13 protein-coding genes are annotated in these 16,205 nt (G+C 64.7%); 10 read left to right on the top strand and 3 right to left on the bottom strand.

All coding sequences use genetic code 11. The features are described 5' to 3' along the window. Positions 1–14 precede the first annotated feature (14 nt). The 3 genes from F2P45_RS16140 (at position 15) to F2P45_RS16130 (ending at position 2,550) form a co-directional block, all read left to right on the top strand. On the top strand, positions 15–1,400 hold the full coding sequence (locus F2P45_RS16140) for a GH1 family beta-glucosidase (RefSeq protein WP_166876975.1): 1,386 nt from the start codon (positions 15–17) through the stop codon (positions 1,398–1,400). 109 nt (positions 1,401–1,509) lie between these two features. Next, positions 1,510–2,091: a hemerythrin domain-containing protein gene (locus tag F2P45_RS16135; RefSeq protein ID WP_229505109.1), complete on the top strand. Its 582-nt coding sequence runs from the start codon at positions 1,510–1,512 to the stop codon at positions 2,089–2,091. Between the two features lie 42 nt (positions 2,092–2,133). Next, positions 2,134–2,550: a DUF1801 domain-containing protein gene (locus tag F2P45_RS16130; RefSeq protein WP_166876972.1), complete on the top strand. Its 417-nt coding sequence runs from the start codon at positions 2,134–2,136 to the stop codon at positions 2,548–2,550. 41 nt (positions 2,551–2,591) lie between these two features. On the opposite strand, the gene F2P45_RS16125 is transcribed toward F2P45_RS16130, so the two are convergent. Then, complete coding sequence (locus tag F2P45_RS16125) at positions 2,592–4,262, bottom strand: methyl-accepting chemotaxis protein (protein ID WP_166876969.1); 1,671 nt, start codon at positions 4,260–4,262, stop codon at positions 2,592–2,594. A gap of 272 nt (positions 4,263–4,534) precedes the next feature. Here F2P45_RS16125 and modA point away from each other — a divergent pair, with 272 nt between their 5' ends. From modA to F2P45_RS16100, 5 genes are all read left to right on the top strand, one after another. Beyond that, positions 4,535–5,278: a molybdate ABC transporter substrate-binding protein gene (modA, locus tag F2P45_RS16120; protein ID WP_166876966.1), complete on the top strand. Its 744-nt coding sequence runs from the start codon at positions 4,535–4,537 to the stop codon at positions 5,276–5,278. Positions 5,279–5,284: 6 nt separating this feature from the next. Beyond that, positions 5,285–5,959, top strand: a complete 675-nt coding sequence (gene modB / locus F2P45_RS16115) for a molybdate ABC transporter permease subunit (protein ID WP_166876963.1) — start codon at positions 5,285–5,287, stop codon at positions 5,957–5,959. A 32-nt stretch (positions 5,960–5,991) separates the two neighbouring features. Beyond that, on the top strand, positions 5,992–7,062 hold the full coding sequence (gene modC, locus F2P45_RS16110; RefSeq protein WP_166876961.1) for a molybdenum ABC transporter ATP-binding protein: 1,071 nt from the start codon (positions 5,992–5,994) through the stop codon (positions 7,060–7,062). A gap of 14 nt (positions 7,063–7,076) precedes the next feature. After that, positions 7,077–7,463, top strand: coding sequence for a winged helix-turn-helix domain-containing protein (locus tag F2P45_RS16105; protein WP_166876959.1), 387 nt, complete (start codon positions 7,077–7,079; stop codon positions 7,461–7,463). A gap of 146 nt (positions 7,464–7,609) precedes the next feature. After that, the gene (locus F2P45_RS16100; protein WP_166876956.1) at positions 7,610–9,586 is read left to right on the top strand and encodes a helicase-related protein; all 1,977 of its coding nucleotides are present in this window, start codon (positions 7,610–7,612) and stop codon (positions 9,584–9,586) included. Positions 9,587–9,737: 151 nt separating this feature from the next. Here the strand turns inward: F2P45_RS16100 and F2P45_RS16095 are convergent, their stop codons facing one another. Continuing rightward, positions 9,738–10,265: a KGG domain-containing protein gene (locus tag F2P45_RS16095; RefSeq protein WP_166876954.1), complete on the bottom strand. Its 528-nt coding sequence runs from the start codon at positions 10,263–10,265 to the stop codon at positions 9,738–9,740. Between the two features lie 419 nt (positions 10,266–10,684). Between F2P45_RS16095 and F2P45_RS16090 the strand changes: the two genes are divergently transcribed. After that, positions 10,685–12,781 (top strand): carbohydrate-binding protein, encoded by a 2,097-nt coding sequence (locus tag F2P45_RS16090; RefSeq protein WP_229505108.1) that lies wholly within the window; start codon positions 10,685–10,687, stop codon positions 12,779–12,781. Positions 12,782–12,897: 116 nt separating this feature from the next. Here the strand turns inward: F2P45_RS16090 and F2P45_RS16085 are convergent, their stop codons facing one another. Beyond that, positions 12,898–13,398 (bottom strand): hemerythrin domain-containing protein, encoded by a 501-nt coding sequence (locus F2P45_RS16085; protein WP_166876951.1) that lies wholly within the window; start codon positions 13,396–13,398, stop codon positions 12,898–12,900. A gap of 270 nt (positions 13,399–13,668) precedes the next feature. Between F2P45_RS16085 and F2P45_RS16080 the strand changes: the two genes are divergently transcribed. Further along, a complete protein-coding gene (locus tag F2P45_RS16080; RefSeq protein ID WP_370663264.1) occupies positions 13,669–16,092 on the top strand; it encodes a transglycosylase domain-containing protein in 2,424 nt (807 codons plus the stop codon). Positions 16,093–16,205: the final 113 nt, after the last annotated feature.

Here is a 16,205-nt window from a genome sequence, read left to right as displayed (position 1 = left end):
GACCGATTCTTCCTATGACCATCCAGAAAAACGCCCCGCACCAGCCCCTTGCACGCGCCAGTTTCGGCGCCGACTTCCTGTGGGGCTGTTCGACATCGGCCTTCCAGATCGAGGGCGCGGGCAGCACCGACGGGCGCGTGGCGTCGATCTGGGACAGCTTCTGCGCCACCCCCGGCAAGATCCGCGACGGCGCCGACGGCCGGATCGCCTGCGACCATTACCACCGCTGGCCCGAGGACCTCGACATCGGCCAGTCGCTCGGCCTGAACGCCTACCGCTTCTCGATCGCCTGGCCGCGCATTTTCAGCGGCGCGGGCCAGCCGCCCAACGAAGCGGGGCTCGACTTCTATTCGCGCCTGGTGGACGGGATGCTCGAACGCGGCCTGCAACCGTGGGCCACGCTGTACCACTGGGACCTGCCGCAAGCGCTGCAGGACCAGGGCGGCTGGGCCAAGCGCGCCACGGTCGATGCCTTCGTCGCGTATGCCGACGTGGTCACGCGCCGCCTCGGCGACCGGGTGCGCCACTGGATCACCCACAACGAGCCATGGTGCACCGCCATGCACGGTAACCTCGACGGCATGCACGCGCCGGGCCTGCGCGACGCGCCGACCGCGCTCCAGGTGTGCCACCACGTGCTGCTTTCGCACGGCCTGGCCACGCCGGTGATCCGCGCCAATGTGCCCGATGCGCAGGTCGGCATCGCCCTGAGCCTGCACCCGATCCGGGCCGCGTCCGACAGCGAGGCGGACCGGCACGCCGTGGCGCGCCACGACGGCTTTCGCAACCGCTGGTTCCTCGATCCGCTGTATGGCCGCGGCTATCCGCAAGAGACGCTGGCGCTGCTGGGCGCGGCCGCGCCAACGGTGCTCGAAGGCGACATGGCGGCGATCGCCGCGCCCACCGATTTCGTCGGCCTGAACTACTACTTCCCGGAGGTGGTGCGCGACGTTGCCGGCGACGGCGCGGTGGGCAACTTCCTGCGCACCGAGGTGGCCTTGCCGCAGGACCGCGAGCGCACCGATTTCGGCTGGGAAGTCGCGCCCGACGGCCTGACCGAACTGCTGCTGCGCATCGCGCGCGAATACCGGCCCGGTCCCGTGTATGTGACCGAAAACGGATCTTCCTACGACGACGTGGTGCGGGCCGACGGCAGCGTCGACGACGAGGCGCGCCGCCACTACCTGGTGCGCCACCTGGCCGCCGTGCGCGCGGCGCAGGAGCAGGGCGTGGAGGTGAAAGGCTACTTCGCCTGGAGCCTGCTGGACAATTTCGAATGGTCGGAAGGCTATCTGCGCCGCTTCGGGATCGTGCACGTCGACTTCGAGACCCAGGTGCGCACCGTGAAAAGCAGCGGGCGCTGGTACGGCGAGTTCCTGCACGGACGCAACGAACGCTAGATCGATGCTAATCGTTGGACCAAGCCGACACGAAAAGGAGGCAAGGTCCTACGCGAACAAGCGGCTGGTGTATTTATCATGACGACATGACCTTTCAGGAGGAAGAATCATGTTTTCTTTGAATAAGTTAAGCCCGTCGGTGACCGACATGATCCGCTTCGATCACTCCCACGTGCTGGTGACGTTCCACCAGTACACCACCGCCTCGCGCCCGAGCGTCAAGAAAGCGCTGGCCGAAACCATGTGCGACGCGCTCGAGATCCATGCGACACTGGAAGAAGAAGTGTTTTATCCAGTCCTGCGGCGCCTGAACGGGGACGAGCCGGTGATCCGCAAAAGCCAGCCCGAGCATGATGAGATGCGGCGCCTGATCGGCCAGCTGCGCGCCACCGCGCCGACCGAGCGCCGCCACGACCAGCTGCTGCACCAGCTGATGCGCGACGTCATGCACCACGTGGCCGATGAAGAAACGGTGCTCCTGCCCGAAGCCGAGCGCATGCTGGACAAGGACCGCCTCGAGGAACTGGGCGTGCAGATGAGCAAACGCCGGCTGGAACTGCTCAAGCCCAAAGTGGGCAAGATCGCGGCCAACACGGCGCTGGGATTTTCGGGCAGCACCGCCGCCATCGTGGTGGGGCTGGCCAGCGCGCTGATGGCGGCGCGCTTCGTATCGAAAAAAATCGCGGCGTAGGCGGGACGTGTCCCGCCGGCGCCGTGCTCCGACAGGAAACGCATGACGCCACCCATCACGCCATTCAGTAACGCCGCCGTGCAGCGCACCTACGCCAGCTATCCCGCCCCGATCCGCGAGCGGCTGCTGGTGTTGCGCGAACTGATTTTCGCCACGGCGGCGTCGACCGAGGGCGTCGGCCCGATCGAAGAAACGCTCAAGTGGGGCGAGCCCGCCTATCTCACCACCCGGAGCAAGAGCGGCAGCACGATTCGGCTCGCCTGGAAAAAATCGGAGCCGGCGCAGTACGCCATCTATTTCAACTGCAAAACCACGCTGCTGGACACGTTTCGCAGCATCTTTCCGCACGACTTCGTGTTCGAAGGCAACCGCGCGCTGGTCTTCGAGCAATCGGCTACGCCGCCGGCCGATGCGCTGGCTTACTGCATTGCCAGCGCGCTCACGTATCACCGCAGCTGACGCAGCCTGCGGGGAGGCAATGCGGCGAAGTTTCACGTGCGCTAAAACTCTTCCCAGCCATCGTCGCCAGCGCTGGCGGCGGCGATCGCCTTGCGCGGCGCGGCGGCTCGTGGCGCGGGGGCGCGCGCCAGCGCCGCTGCCGGCTTGCGCGCCAGGGCGGCGGCGCCATCGAGCTTGAACACGCTGACCACCTCGGCCAGTTGCGCGGCTTGCTCCTGCATCGACGCCGAGGCGGCGGCGGCCTGTTCGACCAGTGCCGCGTTTTGCTGGGTCGCCTCGTCCATTTGGGTAATGGCCGCGTTGACCTGCTCGATGCCGGCGCTCTGCTCGTCGCTGGCGTTGGCGATTTCGCTGATGATCTCATTCACGCGGCGCACGCTGCCGACCACTTCGCCCATCGTGACGCCAGCCTGGTCCACCAGGCGCGTGCCGAGCTCGACTTTTTCGACCGAATTGTCGATCAGCGCCTTGATTTCCTTGGCCGCACCGGCCGAGCGCTGGGCCAGGTTGCGCACCTCCGAGGCCACGACCGCGAAGCCGCGCCCCTGTTCGCCAGCGCGCGCCGCTTCCACGGCGGCGTTGAGCGCCAGGATATTGGTCTGGAAGGCGATGCCGTCGATCACGCCGATGATGTCGACAATCTTCTTGGCCGAATCGTTGATCGCGCCCATGGTGTCCACCACTTGCGACACGGCGGCGCCGCCGCGCACCGCGACTTCGGACGCTTCGGTGGCCAACTGGTTGGCCTGGCGCGCGTTGTCGGCGTTTTGCTTGACGGTGGCGGTCAGCTCTTCCATGGACGAGGCGGTTTCTTCCAGCGAGCCGGCTTGCTGTTCGGTGCGGGACGACAGGTCGAAGTTGCCGGACGAAATTTCCGCCGATGCCGTGGCGATCGTATCGGTGCCGGTGCGCACCTCGCCGACGATGCGCGCCAGCGAGCTGTTCATGCTCTTGAGCGCCGCCAGCAATTCGCCGATTTCATCCTTGGAATCGGCCTCGACCCGGGCGCTCAGGTCGCCCTCGGCCACCTGCTGGGCAAACGCCACGGCGCGGCCCAGCGGCACGGTGATGTTGCGGGCGAGCCAGACTGCGATCACAGCGGCCAGCACGGCCGCCAGCACGCCGCCACCGACCAGCATGCCGGCCGTCTGCGTATCGAGCGCCTTGGCGTCCGTGGCGCGCTGGGCCAGCAATCCCTCTTCGGCGGCATCGATCTCGGCGACGAGGCCACGCATGGCGTCCATGCCTTTCTTGCCCTTGCCTTCCTTCTCGGCCGCGACCACGCCCGCCATGTCGCCGTCCGTCGCCGCCTTGCGCAGGGCGATGGCCGGGTCGATCGCGCTTGCCAGCCATGCCACCTGTTCGCGCTGCAGGCGTTGCAGGCGTTCCTGCTGAACCGGATTGTCGGAGGTCAGCGCCGTCGCCTTCGCCACGTGCTGGAGGAAGGAGGCCTTGCCGGCATTGTAGGGTTCGAGCGATGCCGGATTGCCGGTCAGGAGAAAGCCGCGCTGGCCGGTTTCGATGTTAATCAGTTGCTCCAGGGCGCCGTTGACTTCGGCCGTCACCTGATAGGTGTGCACGTTGATATCGTTCGCTGCGCTCAGTTTTTTGAAGTTGGCGTACGCCACGGTGACCAGCAGTACCAGCAGCACAAGCACGGCGGCGAAACCGAGGTACAGGCGCGTTCCAATTTTCATATTTGACAGAGTCATCAGCGTTTCCTTGTGGAGAGTGAAACATCGTTATCGCCGCGCAAGCTTGTGACATTTCCGCGCGCCATCGTCGCAATCATTATGCGTTTGGCGCTGTCGGCACGTGACGAAAATTCGTTCATTGGTCGCATATTCGCCACACCCCTGCGACTGGGGGGAGCACCCTGGAAAAGCACCATCGGTATGCTTTTTCGGCCTGCAAAATGCCGTCGTATATAATCGGATATAGCGCCATGCGCGGCGCGTACGCACTTACCATAATTGGAAGCAACATGTTTCGACTTGCCAGCTTGTGGCTCGCCCTGACGGCGGCCGGGATTGCCAGCGCCGACGAGGTGCACGTGGCCGTGGCCGCCAACTTCACCGCACCAATGAAAGAGATCGCGGCCGCTTTCGAGCGCGAGAGCGGGCACAAGGTGCTCACGACCATCGGCGCCACCGGCAAGTTCTACGCCCAGATCAAGAACGGCGCGCCGTTCCAGGTGCTGCTGGCGGCCGATGACGACACCCCGGCGCGGCTGGAGCGGGAGGGCAGCGCTGCGCCGGGCACCCGGTTTACCTACGCCATCGGCAAGCTGGTCTTGTGGAGTCCGCAGGCGGGCCTGGTCGACCAGCACGGCGCCGTGCTCGGCCAGGGCACGTTCACGCACCTGGCCATCGCCAACCCCAAGCTGGCCCCGTACGGCGCGGCCGCCATGCAAACCCTCGACAAGCTCGGCCTGCAGCAGCGCCTGGCGCCCCGGCTGGTGCAGGGCGACAGCATTGCTCAAGCCCATCAATTTGTGGTCTCGGGCGCGGCGCCGCTCGGCTTTGTGGCCATGTCGCAAGTGATGGACGGCGGCAAACTGCAATCGGGCTCGGCCTGGGTGGTGCCGTCCGCAATGTACGCACCGATCCGGCAAGATGCGCTGCTGCTGGCGGCGGGCAGGGACAAGCCGGCCGCGCTGGCCTTCCTGCGCCATCTGCGGGGCGAGCCGGCGCGCGCGCTGATCCGCGCCTACGGCTACGCGCTGTAGGGCGGCATGCTCAGCGCGGACGACTGGGGCGCCATCCGGCTGACCCTGAAACTGGCCAGCATCGTCACCTTGCTGCTGCTGCTGTTCGGTACGCCGCTGGCCTGGTGGCTGTCGCAAACGCGCTCGCGCGCCAAGAGCGTGGTCGGGGCCATCGTCGCGCTGCCGCTGGTGCTGCCGCCGTCCGTGCTCGGCTTTTACCTGCTGGTGGCGATGGGGTCGAACGGCCCGCTCGGGCACCTCACGCAAGCGCTCGGCCTCGGGCTGCTGCCGTTCACCTTTACCGGGTTGGTGATCGGCTCGCTGCTGTACTCGATGCCCTTTGTGATCCAACCGCTGCAAAATGCCTTCGAAGCCATCGGCCCGCGTCCGCTCGAAGTGGCGGCCACCCTGCGCGCCAGTCCGCTCGACACCTTCTTTTCGGTCGTGCTGCCGCTGGCCAGGCCGGGCTTCATCACCGCCGGCACGCTCGGGTTCGCCCATACGGTCGGTGAATTCGGCGTCGTGATGATGATCGGTGGGAATATTCCGCAGCAAACGCGGGTGGTCTCGGTGCAGATTTACGGGCATGTGGAAGCGATCGAATATGCCCAGGCGCACTGGCTGTCCGGCGGCATGCTCTTGATCAGCTTCGTCGCCTTGCTGCTGCTGTACCGCTTCAATCCACCGCGCAGGACGCTGTGAGCGGCGCCGGGGTGGGGGGGGAAGCGATCCGCATGCGCTTCGACATCCGGCGCAGCGGTTTTGCCATGCAGGTCAGGCTCGACTTGCCGGGGCGCGGCGTAAGCGCGCTGTTCGGCCACTCCGGCTCCGGCAAGACCACCTTGCTGCGCGCGATTGCCGGGCTGGAACGCCATGCCGGCGGCTATCTCGAAGTCAACGGCCAGGTGTGGCAGGATGACGCCGCCGGGGTATTCCTGCCCACGCACCAGCGCGCGCTCGGCTATGTGTTCCAGGAAGCGAGCCTGTTTGCGCACCTGTCGGTCCAGGGCAACCTCGATTTTGCCCGCAAGCGGGCGCGCGCCGCCGATGGCGCCAGGGTCATGGCGCACGCGGTGGCGCTGCTGGGCATCGGCCATCTGCTCGAACGCCGGCCCGACGGCCTGTCCGGCGGCGAGCGGCAGCGGGTGGCGATCGCGCGCGCCATGCTGGGCGCGCCGCGCCTGCTGCTGCTGGATGAACCGCTGGCCTCGCTCGACTCCAGGCGCAAGGATGAGGTACTGCCCTATCTGGAGCGGGTGCAGGCCGAGCTGGCCATTCCCATGCTGTACGTGAGCCACTCGGTGCAGGAAGTGGCGCGCCTGGCCGAGCACATCGTCCTGCTCGACGGCGGGCGCATCGTTGCCAGCGGGCCGGCGGCCGAGACCCTGGTGTTGCCGGAAGTGACGCGCGCCATGCTCGACGAGGCCGGTGCGCTGGTCGATGGCGTGGTCGACAGCGTCGACAGCGGCTACGGCCTGCTGAGCCTGAAGGCGGCGGGCGGGGTCATGTACATCGCGCACGCCGCGCTGGCGGCGGGGACGCGCTTGCGGCTGCGCGTGCTGGCGCGCGACGTCAGCGTGGCGCTGGTGGCGCAGGCGGGCAGTTCGATCCTCAACCAGCTGCGCGCGACGGTGGTGCAGATCGCGCCGGGAATCGATCCGGCGCACGTCATGCTGCGGCTCGACGCGGGCGGCACGGCGCTGCTGGCGCGCATCACGCGGCGCTCCTGCGACCAGCTGGGGCTGGCGGTGGGGAAGCCGGTATGGGCGCAGGTCAAGGCGGCGGCGCTGCTGTCGGGAGGGTGAGGAGGATGGCGAACATGGATGACAAGCAGAAGCGGGCAGGGCGCATCGACGTCAAGCTGCGACTGATGCATGGTGACGAGATTGCCATGGGTCCCGGCAAGGCCGACCTGCTCGACGCGATCGGGCGGACCGGATCGATCAGTGCGGCGGCGCGCGCGATGGGGATGTCATACCGGCGCGCCTGGCTGCTGGTGGACGTCATGAACACCAGCTTCGGCGCGCCGCTGGTGCGCAGCGCGGCTGGCGGCAGCCAGGGTGGCGGCGCCGGCGTGACCGAGATGGGCAACGAGGTGCTGACGCGCTACCGCGCCATGCAAGCGGCCGCGGCGGAAGCGACCGCCAGCCACGCCGCCGCCCTGAACCACCTCCTGCGCCCCCAAGACGACACCGCCCCCCGGTAAAGATTCCTGCAACCGGGGTCAGAGCTCTAATTCGAAACATTTCTATTTAGAGCTCTGACCCCGGTTAAGAAATGTTTCCTATTACGCAAGCGGCGCAGACACGATATAGTGAACGTTCATCACGTAGATAATTTTGAATAGCACCAATGACAGCATCTTCAACTCAGCAATTACCCCCTTCCGCCAACGAGAAGAGCGACGGCGATACGCTTGTCGCCGAACTGGGCTTCGATCTCCAGGCCGTGCGGCTGGTCAAGCTGGAAGGCCGGGTCTTCCTGCAATTTTCCGGCGAGGTCGACGAGGGCGGCCTGAATGTGCCGTATCACCTGGTCCCGGCCCAGGGCGTGCTGGCGCGCGCCAGCAAGTGGCGCAAGATGGACCCGGATGCCAAGCGCAACCTGCTGCGCGAACGCGTGTCCGAACGCACCATCGATGAACTGCACCAGAGCGTGCGCGTGTTCGTGCGCGATATTTCCGGCGAGTGCGAGGATCACAATCTGGACGCGGCCGCCTTCCTCGGCCCGCTGTTCGAAATGGAAACCTCGGAGCCGGCCAGCTATCTGTTCGAGCGCATCGAGCAGCGCGTGGCCCACGCGGTCGAGCGCGCCCAGGAGGAGCGCTACGCCGAGCGCACCCGTGCCAGCATCAACCTGGCCGAGTATCCGGCGTCCTTCGAGGTGGCGCGCCGCATGCCGCGCAAGTTCATCGCCTTGCTCGGCCCGACCAATTCGGGCAAGACGCACCGCGCGATGGAAGCGCTGGGCAAGGCCGGGAGCGGCGTGTATCTTGCCCCGCTGCGCCTGCTGGCGCTGGAAAACTTCGAGCGCCTGCAAGCGGCGCGTCCACACGGCGAGCCGCTGGCGGTGAGCCTGGTGACGGGCGAGGAGCGCCGCATCGCCGAGAACGGCACCCACGTGGCCAGCACGGTCGAGATGCTCGACTCCCGCACCCCGGTCGAGGTGGCCGTCATCGACGAGATCCAGATGCTGGCCGACCGCGACCGTGGCGCCGCCTGGACCGCGGCCGTGTGCGGCGCGCCGGCCTCGGTGGTGTACCTGGTCGGCGCACCCGAAGCGCGGCGCGCAATCGAGGCGCTGGCCGCGCGCCTCGAATGCCCGCTCGAAGTGCATCTGCTCAAGCGCATGGCGCCGCTGTCGATGGAGCCGGGCGCGGTGCGCAAATTGCGCAACCTCAAGCGCGGCGATGCGGTCATCTGCTTTTCGCGGCGCGAGGTGCTGATGTGGCGCGACATGATCACCGAGATGGGCTTGTCGGTGGCGACCGTGTACGGCAACCTGGCGCCCGAGGTGCGGCGCGCCCAGGCCGAGCGCTTCCGCGATGGCTCGGCCGATATCGTGGTTGGCACCGATGCGCTGGCGATGGGCCTGAACATGCCGATCGAGCGCATCGTGATGACTACCACCGTCAAATTCAACGGGGTTGACGAAGAAGAGATTTCAGCCTCGCTGGCGCGCCAGATCGCCGGCCGCGCCGGCCGCTACGGCGTGCACGAGGAGGGCAAGGTGGCCGGTTACGATGACGAGACGCATGAAGTGATGCGCGCCTTGCTCAAGGAAAAGCTGGCGCCGCTCAACGCCACCGGCTTTCCGGTCGCGCCGTCGCTCGAACACCTGCACCGCATCGCGGCCGTGACCAACGAAACCTCGCTGGTGCGCCTGCTCAAGCGCTTCGTCCACAATATCGATGTGCCGGATGGCTTTTTCTATCCGCGTATTACCGAGGAGCAGTCCGAGCGCGCCGAGTGGCTCGATACCTTGCCCTTGTCGGTGGCGGAGAAGTTCATGCTCTCGCTGGTGCCGGTCTCGACCAAAGTGCCGTCGCTGCACCGGGCCTGGGAAATGTGGGCGCAGTCGCTGGCCAAGAAAAAGGTGTGCAAGCTGCATGAGGATAACAGCCAGCTGGCGTGGCAGAACCTGCAGGAGGTGGAAGATAGTTGCCGCCTGTATTCGGCCTACGCCTGGCTGGCGTACCGCGAGCCGGAATTCTTCCCGAGCGTGGCGCTGGCGCAGGAGCTGGCGCGCAGCGCGTCGGAGCGGGTCGATTCGATGCTGCAATCGCAGAATGCGGCGGCGCGACAGCGTCACCCGAAAAAGTTTCGCTAGTCACGGGTGGGCGCGCCGCCTGGCTCGCCCGCGACAGTGGCAACGATGCTTGCCAGATAGTCTCTACGCCTGAAAACGACAATAGCCCGCGTGTAGCTGGCTATTGTCGTATCTGACTACCCCGCAACAGCGGGGCAGGGGTCACGCCGGCTTATTTGCCGCCTTTGCTGCCCGAACTGGAGGCCGAACCGGAACCCGATTTGGAGCCGCCCGAGCTGGCGTTGTTCGAACCGCCGGACTTGCCGCCGGACCCAGAATCGTCGTCCGAGGAACCGCTTTGCTTGTTACCGCCGCGCGCGGTGCCGCTGTCGGAATCGCTCTTGTTGCTGGCCGATGAGCCGCGCGACGAACCGCTGTCCGAATCGCTTTGCTTGCTGTTGCCCGAACCGCTTTGCTGGTTGCCGCCGCCACTGTGGCTCAGCTTGCCTGCTTCGCGTGCTTCTTCGGAGGTGAACTCATGGGCGTTGCCGGAGGCGTGGGCTGCACGGCCACCTTCGGCTGCAATCTCGCGCTGCTGTTCAGGATCCATCGAAGCGAAACCGCGGTTGCTGGTGTCGCTCTGGTTGTTGCCCTGGCTGCCTTTGCTGCCGCTTTGCGAACCCGATTTCGAGCCGCTATTGGACGCGCTGTTCGACGCGTTGTTGTCTTTGTTACCACCTTGATTGTTGTTCGATGCCATGATGATTTCTCCTAATGTTTTAATTGAAATGTACTGCAGGAACTACTTGGTTTCACTTTCAAACTGATCGTTCGGAAGCGAGTAGAGACATCTTAGGCCAGCGGGCCGAGCCTTTGAGTAGGATCACTCGCAACCGTGGTGTAGGACAAATGTGGGCAGAGTCCGCCGAAAATCACTGACGAAATTTGCAATCGGAAATGGCTGTATGCCCACGTACATTTTCCCGTCCACGCACCGTCCTGTTCGTACATCAAGGCTAGTTTCCAAGCGGCTTTATATATTTACGTTGACGCCGCCATCCGAAATCAATACCATCAATTACACGAGATTGGGAACGTTTCCAATCGCGTGTACCGCACCCGTGTCTTCCAGCAGCGCGGCAACGACCAGCTGCTCCTTATCACAACAGGAGACTTTCCATGAAACTCACCCTTGACAGGGAATGCCGGCATCCCTTGCCGCAATTGATGTGCGCGCTGGCGGGCAGTGTGCTCAGCGTCGCCTGCGCCGCGCAGACCGCCTTGCCCGGCAAACTCGAAGCCGAGTCGTACGCGTCGATGCAGGGCGTCGCCACCGAGGCGACGGCGGACGCGGGCGGCGGCGCCAATGTCGGCTGGATCGAGACCAACGACTGGATGAGCTACTCGGTCAATCCGTCCGCCGCCGGCTGGTACACGGTGCAGTACCGGGTGGCCTCCGGCGGCACCAGCGGCCAGCTGGTGCTGAGCCAGAACGCCAGGGACATCAGCGAGGCCGTCGGCGTGCCCAACACCGGCGGCTGGCAGACCTGGCAGACCATCAGCTCGCGGGTGTTTCTCAACGCCGGTCCGCAGAGCCTGGCCGTGTTCGCCAAAGGCGGCGGTTTCAACCTGAACTGGATCAACTTCAGTGCCGAAAGCACGTCGGCCAAACTGCCGGCGATCCGCCAGAACGGACGCTACTGGGTCGACAGCGGCGGCAAGCGCGTCAACCTGCGCGGCGTCAACCTGGGTAACTGGCTGCAGCTGGAGTTCTGGATGATGAACAACAGCATGTCCACCAGCAACGGCCCGGTCAACGACCAGTGCACGCTCGAAGCCACCCTGGCGCAGCGCTTCGGCAACGCCGAGAAAGAGCGCCTGATGGGTGTGTACCGCGACAGCTGGATCACCGCGCGCGACTTCGACCTGATCAAGGGCATGGGCATGAACGTGGTGCGCGTGCCTTTCTACTTCAGCCTGGTGGAGAACGAGTACAGCCCATACAAGCTGCGCGCCGATGCCTGGAAGCACCTGGACTTCGCCATCAACGAAGCGGAAAAGCGCGGCATGTACGTGATTCTCGACCTGCACGGCACCGTGGGCGGGCAGGCGGCGGCGACCGAGCAGCACGATGGCTGCGTGGGACCGGCGCAGCTGTGGTCGAACGCGGCCTACCGCGACCGCACCAAATGGCTGTGGGACAAGATCGCCGAGCGCTATCGTGGCCGCACTGCCGTGGCCGCCTACGACTTGCTGAACGAGCCCTGGGGGACGGATGCGACCACCCTGGCCAATTACGCGTATGAACTGTTCAACGTGGTGCGGGCCAAGGACCCGGAACACGTGATCCTGCTGCCGGGCCACAACAGCGGCATCGATGCCTATGGCAACCCGAACACGCGCGGCTTGACCAATGTGGCGTTCTGGATGCACTTCTATCCGGGGCTGTGGGGTTGGAACGAAGTGCAGGGTGCGGCCAACCAGGCCAATATGCACGCCAACTGGCTGCACTGCAACGTCAACGGCAGTGGCGAGAGCTGCGACTGGAATGCCAGGCTGACCGGACTGAACACGCCATTTCTGATCGGCGAATTCCAGCCGTGGACCTTGCTGGGCAGCTACGGCGGACAGATCACCCGGAAGACCTACGACGCCTACAATATGTATGGCTGGGCGGCGACCAACTGGGCTTACAAGACCGTCAGCTACGGCGGCTCGAATGGCGACACCAATTCCTGGGGCTGGGGCATGGTAAGCAACAGCAGCAATGGAGGCGGGCTGGGCAGTTTGAACGTCAGCACGGCATCGAGCGCGCAGATCGAAAGCTATTTCCGCGGATTCGCCACGCAGCCGCTGGTGCGCAACGAAAGCATCGCGTACTGGATGAACTGGAAGCCGGCGGTGGGCGCGAAAATCGAAGCGGAAATGTTCACCACGCACAGCGGCATGCGCATGGAGACGAGCAGCGATGCGGGCGGCGGCTTTAACGTCAGCAATGTCGACAATAATGACTGGATGAGCTATCCGGTCAATGTGCCGAAGGCCGGCTGGTACAACTTGCAATTCCGGGTTGCCACCATCTACAACGGCGGACAGTTCGCGTTGAGCAAGAATGGCGCCGATCTGGCGACGGTGAACGTGCCCAACACGGGTGGATGGCAGAACTGGCAGACGGTGACGGCAAGCGCCTATCTGGAAGCCGGGCAGCAGGACCTGGCCATCTATGCGCGGGTGGGCGGATGGAATATGAACTGGTGGCAGATGAACGCGCAGTAGCGGCCACGACGTTTGCTTGCCCCCAATGCAAACGATTCCCCGTCAACCCGCGCTGCATGTCAGCGGACTGAGGAGGAACCGTTTGCCGTCCCGTCCGGGCGGGACCGTACTGTCGATTACACCGTGATCTGTGCTTTGCGCTCGGCAATCTGCTGCCCCAGCGCTTCCAGATCCAAGCCGGCGTCTCGCGCCTTCGGAAACATCTCGTTCTCTTCCTCCTCGACGTGGTGCTCGATCATCTCGGACAACACTTTGACCTTGGCATCGAACAGCTCGTCGGTCGCTTCCATCTCCATGATCTGCGCGATCAAGTCTTTGGCCGATGCATGCTCGACCGTGGCTTCGTCCACCAGGTCTTCATTCTTCTTGGTCGCGGCGCGTACTGCTGGGTAGAAAATTTCTTCCTCGGCCGTCGCGTGCTTGGTCAGTTCCGTGCAAATCTGCATGGACAGTTTTTTCTTGGTCGCATGCGCGCGGTCGCCCAGACCCTCGAACTGTTCGAACATCTGCTTCACGTTCTCGTGGTCTTCGGTCAGCAGCGCGATCGCGTCCTGTGCTTCCTGGCCGCCTGGCATGGGTTTCGGCGTGTTACGGGTGGTCGACGATGAGGTTCTCATGGTGTGCTCCTGATATTTTCTGTGGTAACTATTGCGCTACCGGGTGGCTGGGATATTTCCTGGCTGCCTGTCTTGTAGCAGAAAGGTCATGATAGGCGGCCTCATTCGTGCATGGAGTAGGCGCACTGGCAACACTCGCGTAGGACAAAACCACCTGCGCCTATCAGGAACCACGCTGGCCTGTACCGGTCACGCCAATGCGCGCGTGCGTGCGCACACCCTCGGATATACTGTGAGGCAAGTTAATGACTATTAAGCAAGGAAGCAAACGTGGGAGACGACCGCAATCTGATGGGACGACTGGGACAAGGCTTGCGCGCGGCAGGCAGCGTGGCGGGCGAGCGCATGCGCCGTGTACGCAGCTACCTGATGGCGCAGCCGCCCTACAAACGATTCGGACTGCCGCTGCTGTGGTGCATCGGGGTGCCGCTCGCGGTGCTGCTGGTCTGGGTGCTGATCTTGCTGCCGTTCACGCCGGGGGTTGCCGATCTTAAGCAAACGCGTGCGGCCAAGGCCTCGATCCTGGTGTCGGCCGACGGCAAGGAACTGGCCAGCTTCGAAGAAGGCTTGCAGGAGCGCGTGACCCTGGCGCAGATTTCGCCGCACATGATCGCCGCGCTGATCGCCACCGAAGACCACCGCTTCAGGGACCATCACGGCATCGATGTCAAGCGCACCTTCGCGTCGGTGCTGCACACCCTGCTCGGCGATCCGCAGGGCGGCTCGACCATCAGCCAGCAGCTGGCGCGCAATATGTTTCCGGAAGAAATAGGCCGTTCGCGCAACATCAACCGCAAGCTCAAGGAAATGATCACGGCCGTCAAGATCGAATCGGCCTACAGCAAGGATGAGATCCTGGAATCCTACCTGAATACGGTACCGTTCCTGTACAACACCTTCGGCGTCGAGATGGCGGCGCGCACGTATTTCAACACGAGCGCCGCCAAGCTCGACATTCTGGAAAGCGCGACCCTGGTGGGTATGCTGAAAGGCACCAATTACTACAACCCGGTCAGCAATCCGGAGCGCTCGGTGCAGCGCCGCAATGTGGTGCTGTCGCAAATGCGCAAGCACGGCATGCTCGACGACAAGCGCTACGACAGCTTGCGCAAGAAACCGCTGCGCGTCTCCTTCGCGCGCCAGGCCGAGCGCAACCCGACCGATACCCATTTCACCGCCTATGTGCGCAAGTGGCTGATCGAATGGGCCGACGAAAACGACTACAACGTCGAGCGCGACGGCCTGGTGGTGCACACCACGCTCGACTCCGCCATGCAGGAGGCGGCCGAAAAGGCGGTCGAGCGCCAGGGCAAGGCCTTGCAGATCATCGCCGACGTCGAATGGGCGCAGCCCGACAGCGGCTCCGGCTCGGCCGGCGGGTATGCCGGCATGCACGGATCGATCACGCCGTTCGAGTATTTCTGGCGCTCGAAAGGAGCGCTGGTCAACAGCTTCATTCGCGAAACGCCCGAGTACAAGAAGGCCATCGAGAGCGGCGATACCGGAGCGGTTGCGCTCAAGCGCCTGCGGGCCGACCGCCCCTTCATCGCGCGCTTGCGCGCGGCCAAGACGCGCCTGGAAACCGGCTTCGTCGCGATGGACCCGGAGACCGGCCACATCAAGGCCTGGGTCGGCAGCCGCGACTTCCATAAGGAACAGTACGACCACGTGGTGCAGGCCGCGCGCCAGCCCGGCTCGACCTTCAAGCCGATCGTCTACGGCGCCGCGCTGGAAAAAGGCTTCGCGCCGAATCGTCCCTACCGCGACGCGGTGACCAACATCAAGGCCGGCGACGGCACCATCTGGCGCCCGACCGACATGAGCGGATCGAGTGGCAACATGATCAGCATGCGCGATGGCCTGGTGTTTTCCAAGAACACGATCACGGCCCAGGTCATGCAGGATGTCGGCTTGCCCGGCATCATCGACCTGGCGCGCGGACTCGGCATCCGCACCAGCAAGCTCGAATCGGTGCCTTCGCTGGCGCTGGGCACCAGCCCGGTGACCCTGCTCGAAATGGTCAACGCCTACAGCAGCATCGCGGCCCAGGGCGAGTACCGCAAACCCGTGTTCGTCACGCGCATCACCGACCGTTCCGGCAAGGTCGTGGCCGAATTCGGCAACCCGGCGCCCGAGCGCGCCATGTCGTCGCAGAACGCGGCCGACCTGATCGATATGATGCGTGGCGTCATCAACCGCGGCACGGGTACGGCCATCCGCTACCGCTTCGGCATCAACGCCGACGTGGCCGGCAAGACTGGCACCACCCAGAACAACACCGATGGCTGGTTCATCATGATGCATCCAAAACTGGTGGCCGGCGCCTGGGTCGGCTTTAACGACAACCGCGTCACCATGCGCAGCAATTACTGGGGGCAGGGCGGCCATAATGCGATCCTGGTGGTGGGCGACTTCTTCAAGGCGGCGATTGCCGAGGGCAAGGTCGATACGGCCGCGCTGTTCCCCGACGGACGCCGTCCGGAACCGGTGCGCCAGGAAGAAGATCCGGGCGATATCAGCGAAGAAGCGGGCGACATGCAGCAGGAAGGCGTCGCTCCGCCAGCGCCGCCGGAGCCCGATCCGGACGACTTCGAGAGCGAGGAAGAGATCCCGATGGAGGGCGAGCGCGCCGATCCGCCAGCGCCGCCGTCGGAGCCCGAGCAGAACCCGCCGCCGGCCCCGTTCGAACAGTAAGCGGCACAGCCGACACGCATGCCGGCTGTGTCAAGCCTGCCACTAAGAAAAAGCAATATTTCCGGTAGGCTATGATAAGTAATGATATTTACGCTATCATCGACGTTTCCCAC

Origin of the sequence: Massilia mucilaginosa, assembly GCF_011682145.1 — a bacterium.
Taxonomy (GTDB): domain Bacteria; phylum Pseudomonadota; class Gammaproteobacteria; order Burkholderiales; family Burkholderiaceae_D; genus Telluria_A; species Telluria_A mucilaginosa.
Note: the sequence above shows the minus strand (reverse complement) of the source record. Positions and strands in the feature narration are given on the sequence as shown.

Excerpts from the sequence above, each read along its gene's own strand:
- F2P45_RS16085 (WP_166876951.1), bottom strand. The coding sequence starts at position 13,398 with ATGAGAACCTCATCGTCGACCACCCGTAACACGCCGAAACCCATGCCA.
- modB (WP_166876963.1), top strand. The coding sequence starts at position 5,285 with ATGCTCAGCGCGGACGACTGGGGCGCCATCCGGCTGACCCTGAAACTG.
- F2P45_RS16100 (WP_166876956.1), top strand. The coding sequence starts at position 7,610 with ATGACAGCATCTTCAACTCAGCAATTACCCCCTTCCGCCAACGAGAAG.
- modC (WP_166876961.1), top strand. The coding sequence starts at position 5,992 with ATGCGCTTCGACATCCGGCGCAGCGGTTTTGCCATGCAGGTCAGGCTC.
- modA (WP_166876966.1), top strand. The coding sequence starts at position 4,535 with ATGTTTCGACTTGCCAGCTTGTGGCTCGCCCTGACGGCGGCCGGGATT.
- F2P45_RS16090 (WP_229505108.1), top strand. The coding sequence starts at position 10,685 with ATGAAACTCACCCTTGACAGGGAATGCCGGCATCCCTTGCCGCAATTG.
- F2P45_RS16130 (WP_166876972.1), top strand. The coding sequence starts at position 2,134 with ATGACGCCACCCATCACGCCATTCAGTAACGCCGCCGTGCAGCGCACC.
- F2P45_RS16105 (WP_166876959.1), top strand. The coding sequence starts at position 7,077 with ATGGATGACAAGCAGAAGCGGGCAGGGCGCATCGACGTCAAGCTGCGA.
- F2P45_RS16135 (WP_229505109.1), top strand. The coding sequence starts at position 1,510 with ATGTTTTCTTTGAATAAGTTAAGCCCGTCGGTGACCGACATGATCCGC.
- F2P45_RS16125 (WP_166876969.1), bottom strand. The coding sequence starts at position 4,262 with ATGACTCTGTCAAATATGAAAATTGGAACGCGCCTGTACCTCGGTTTC.
- F2P45_RS16140 (WP_166876975.1), top strand. The coding sequence starts at position 15 with ATGACCATCCAGAAAAACGCCCCGCACCAGCCCCTTGCACGCGCCAGT.
- F2P45_RS16095 (WP_166876954.1), bottom strand. The coding sequence starts at position 10,265 with ATGGCATCGAACAACAATCAAGGTGGTAACAAAGACAACAACGCGTCG.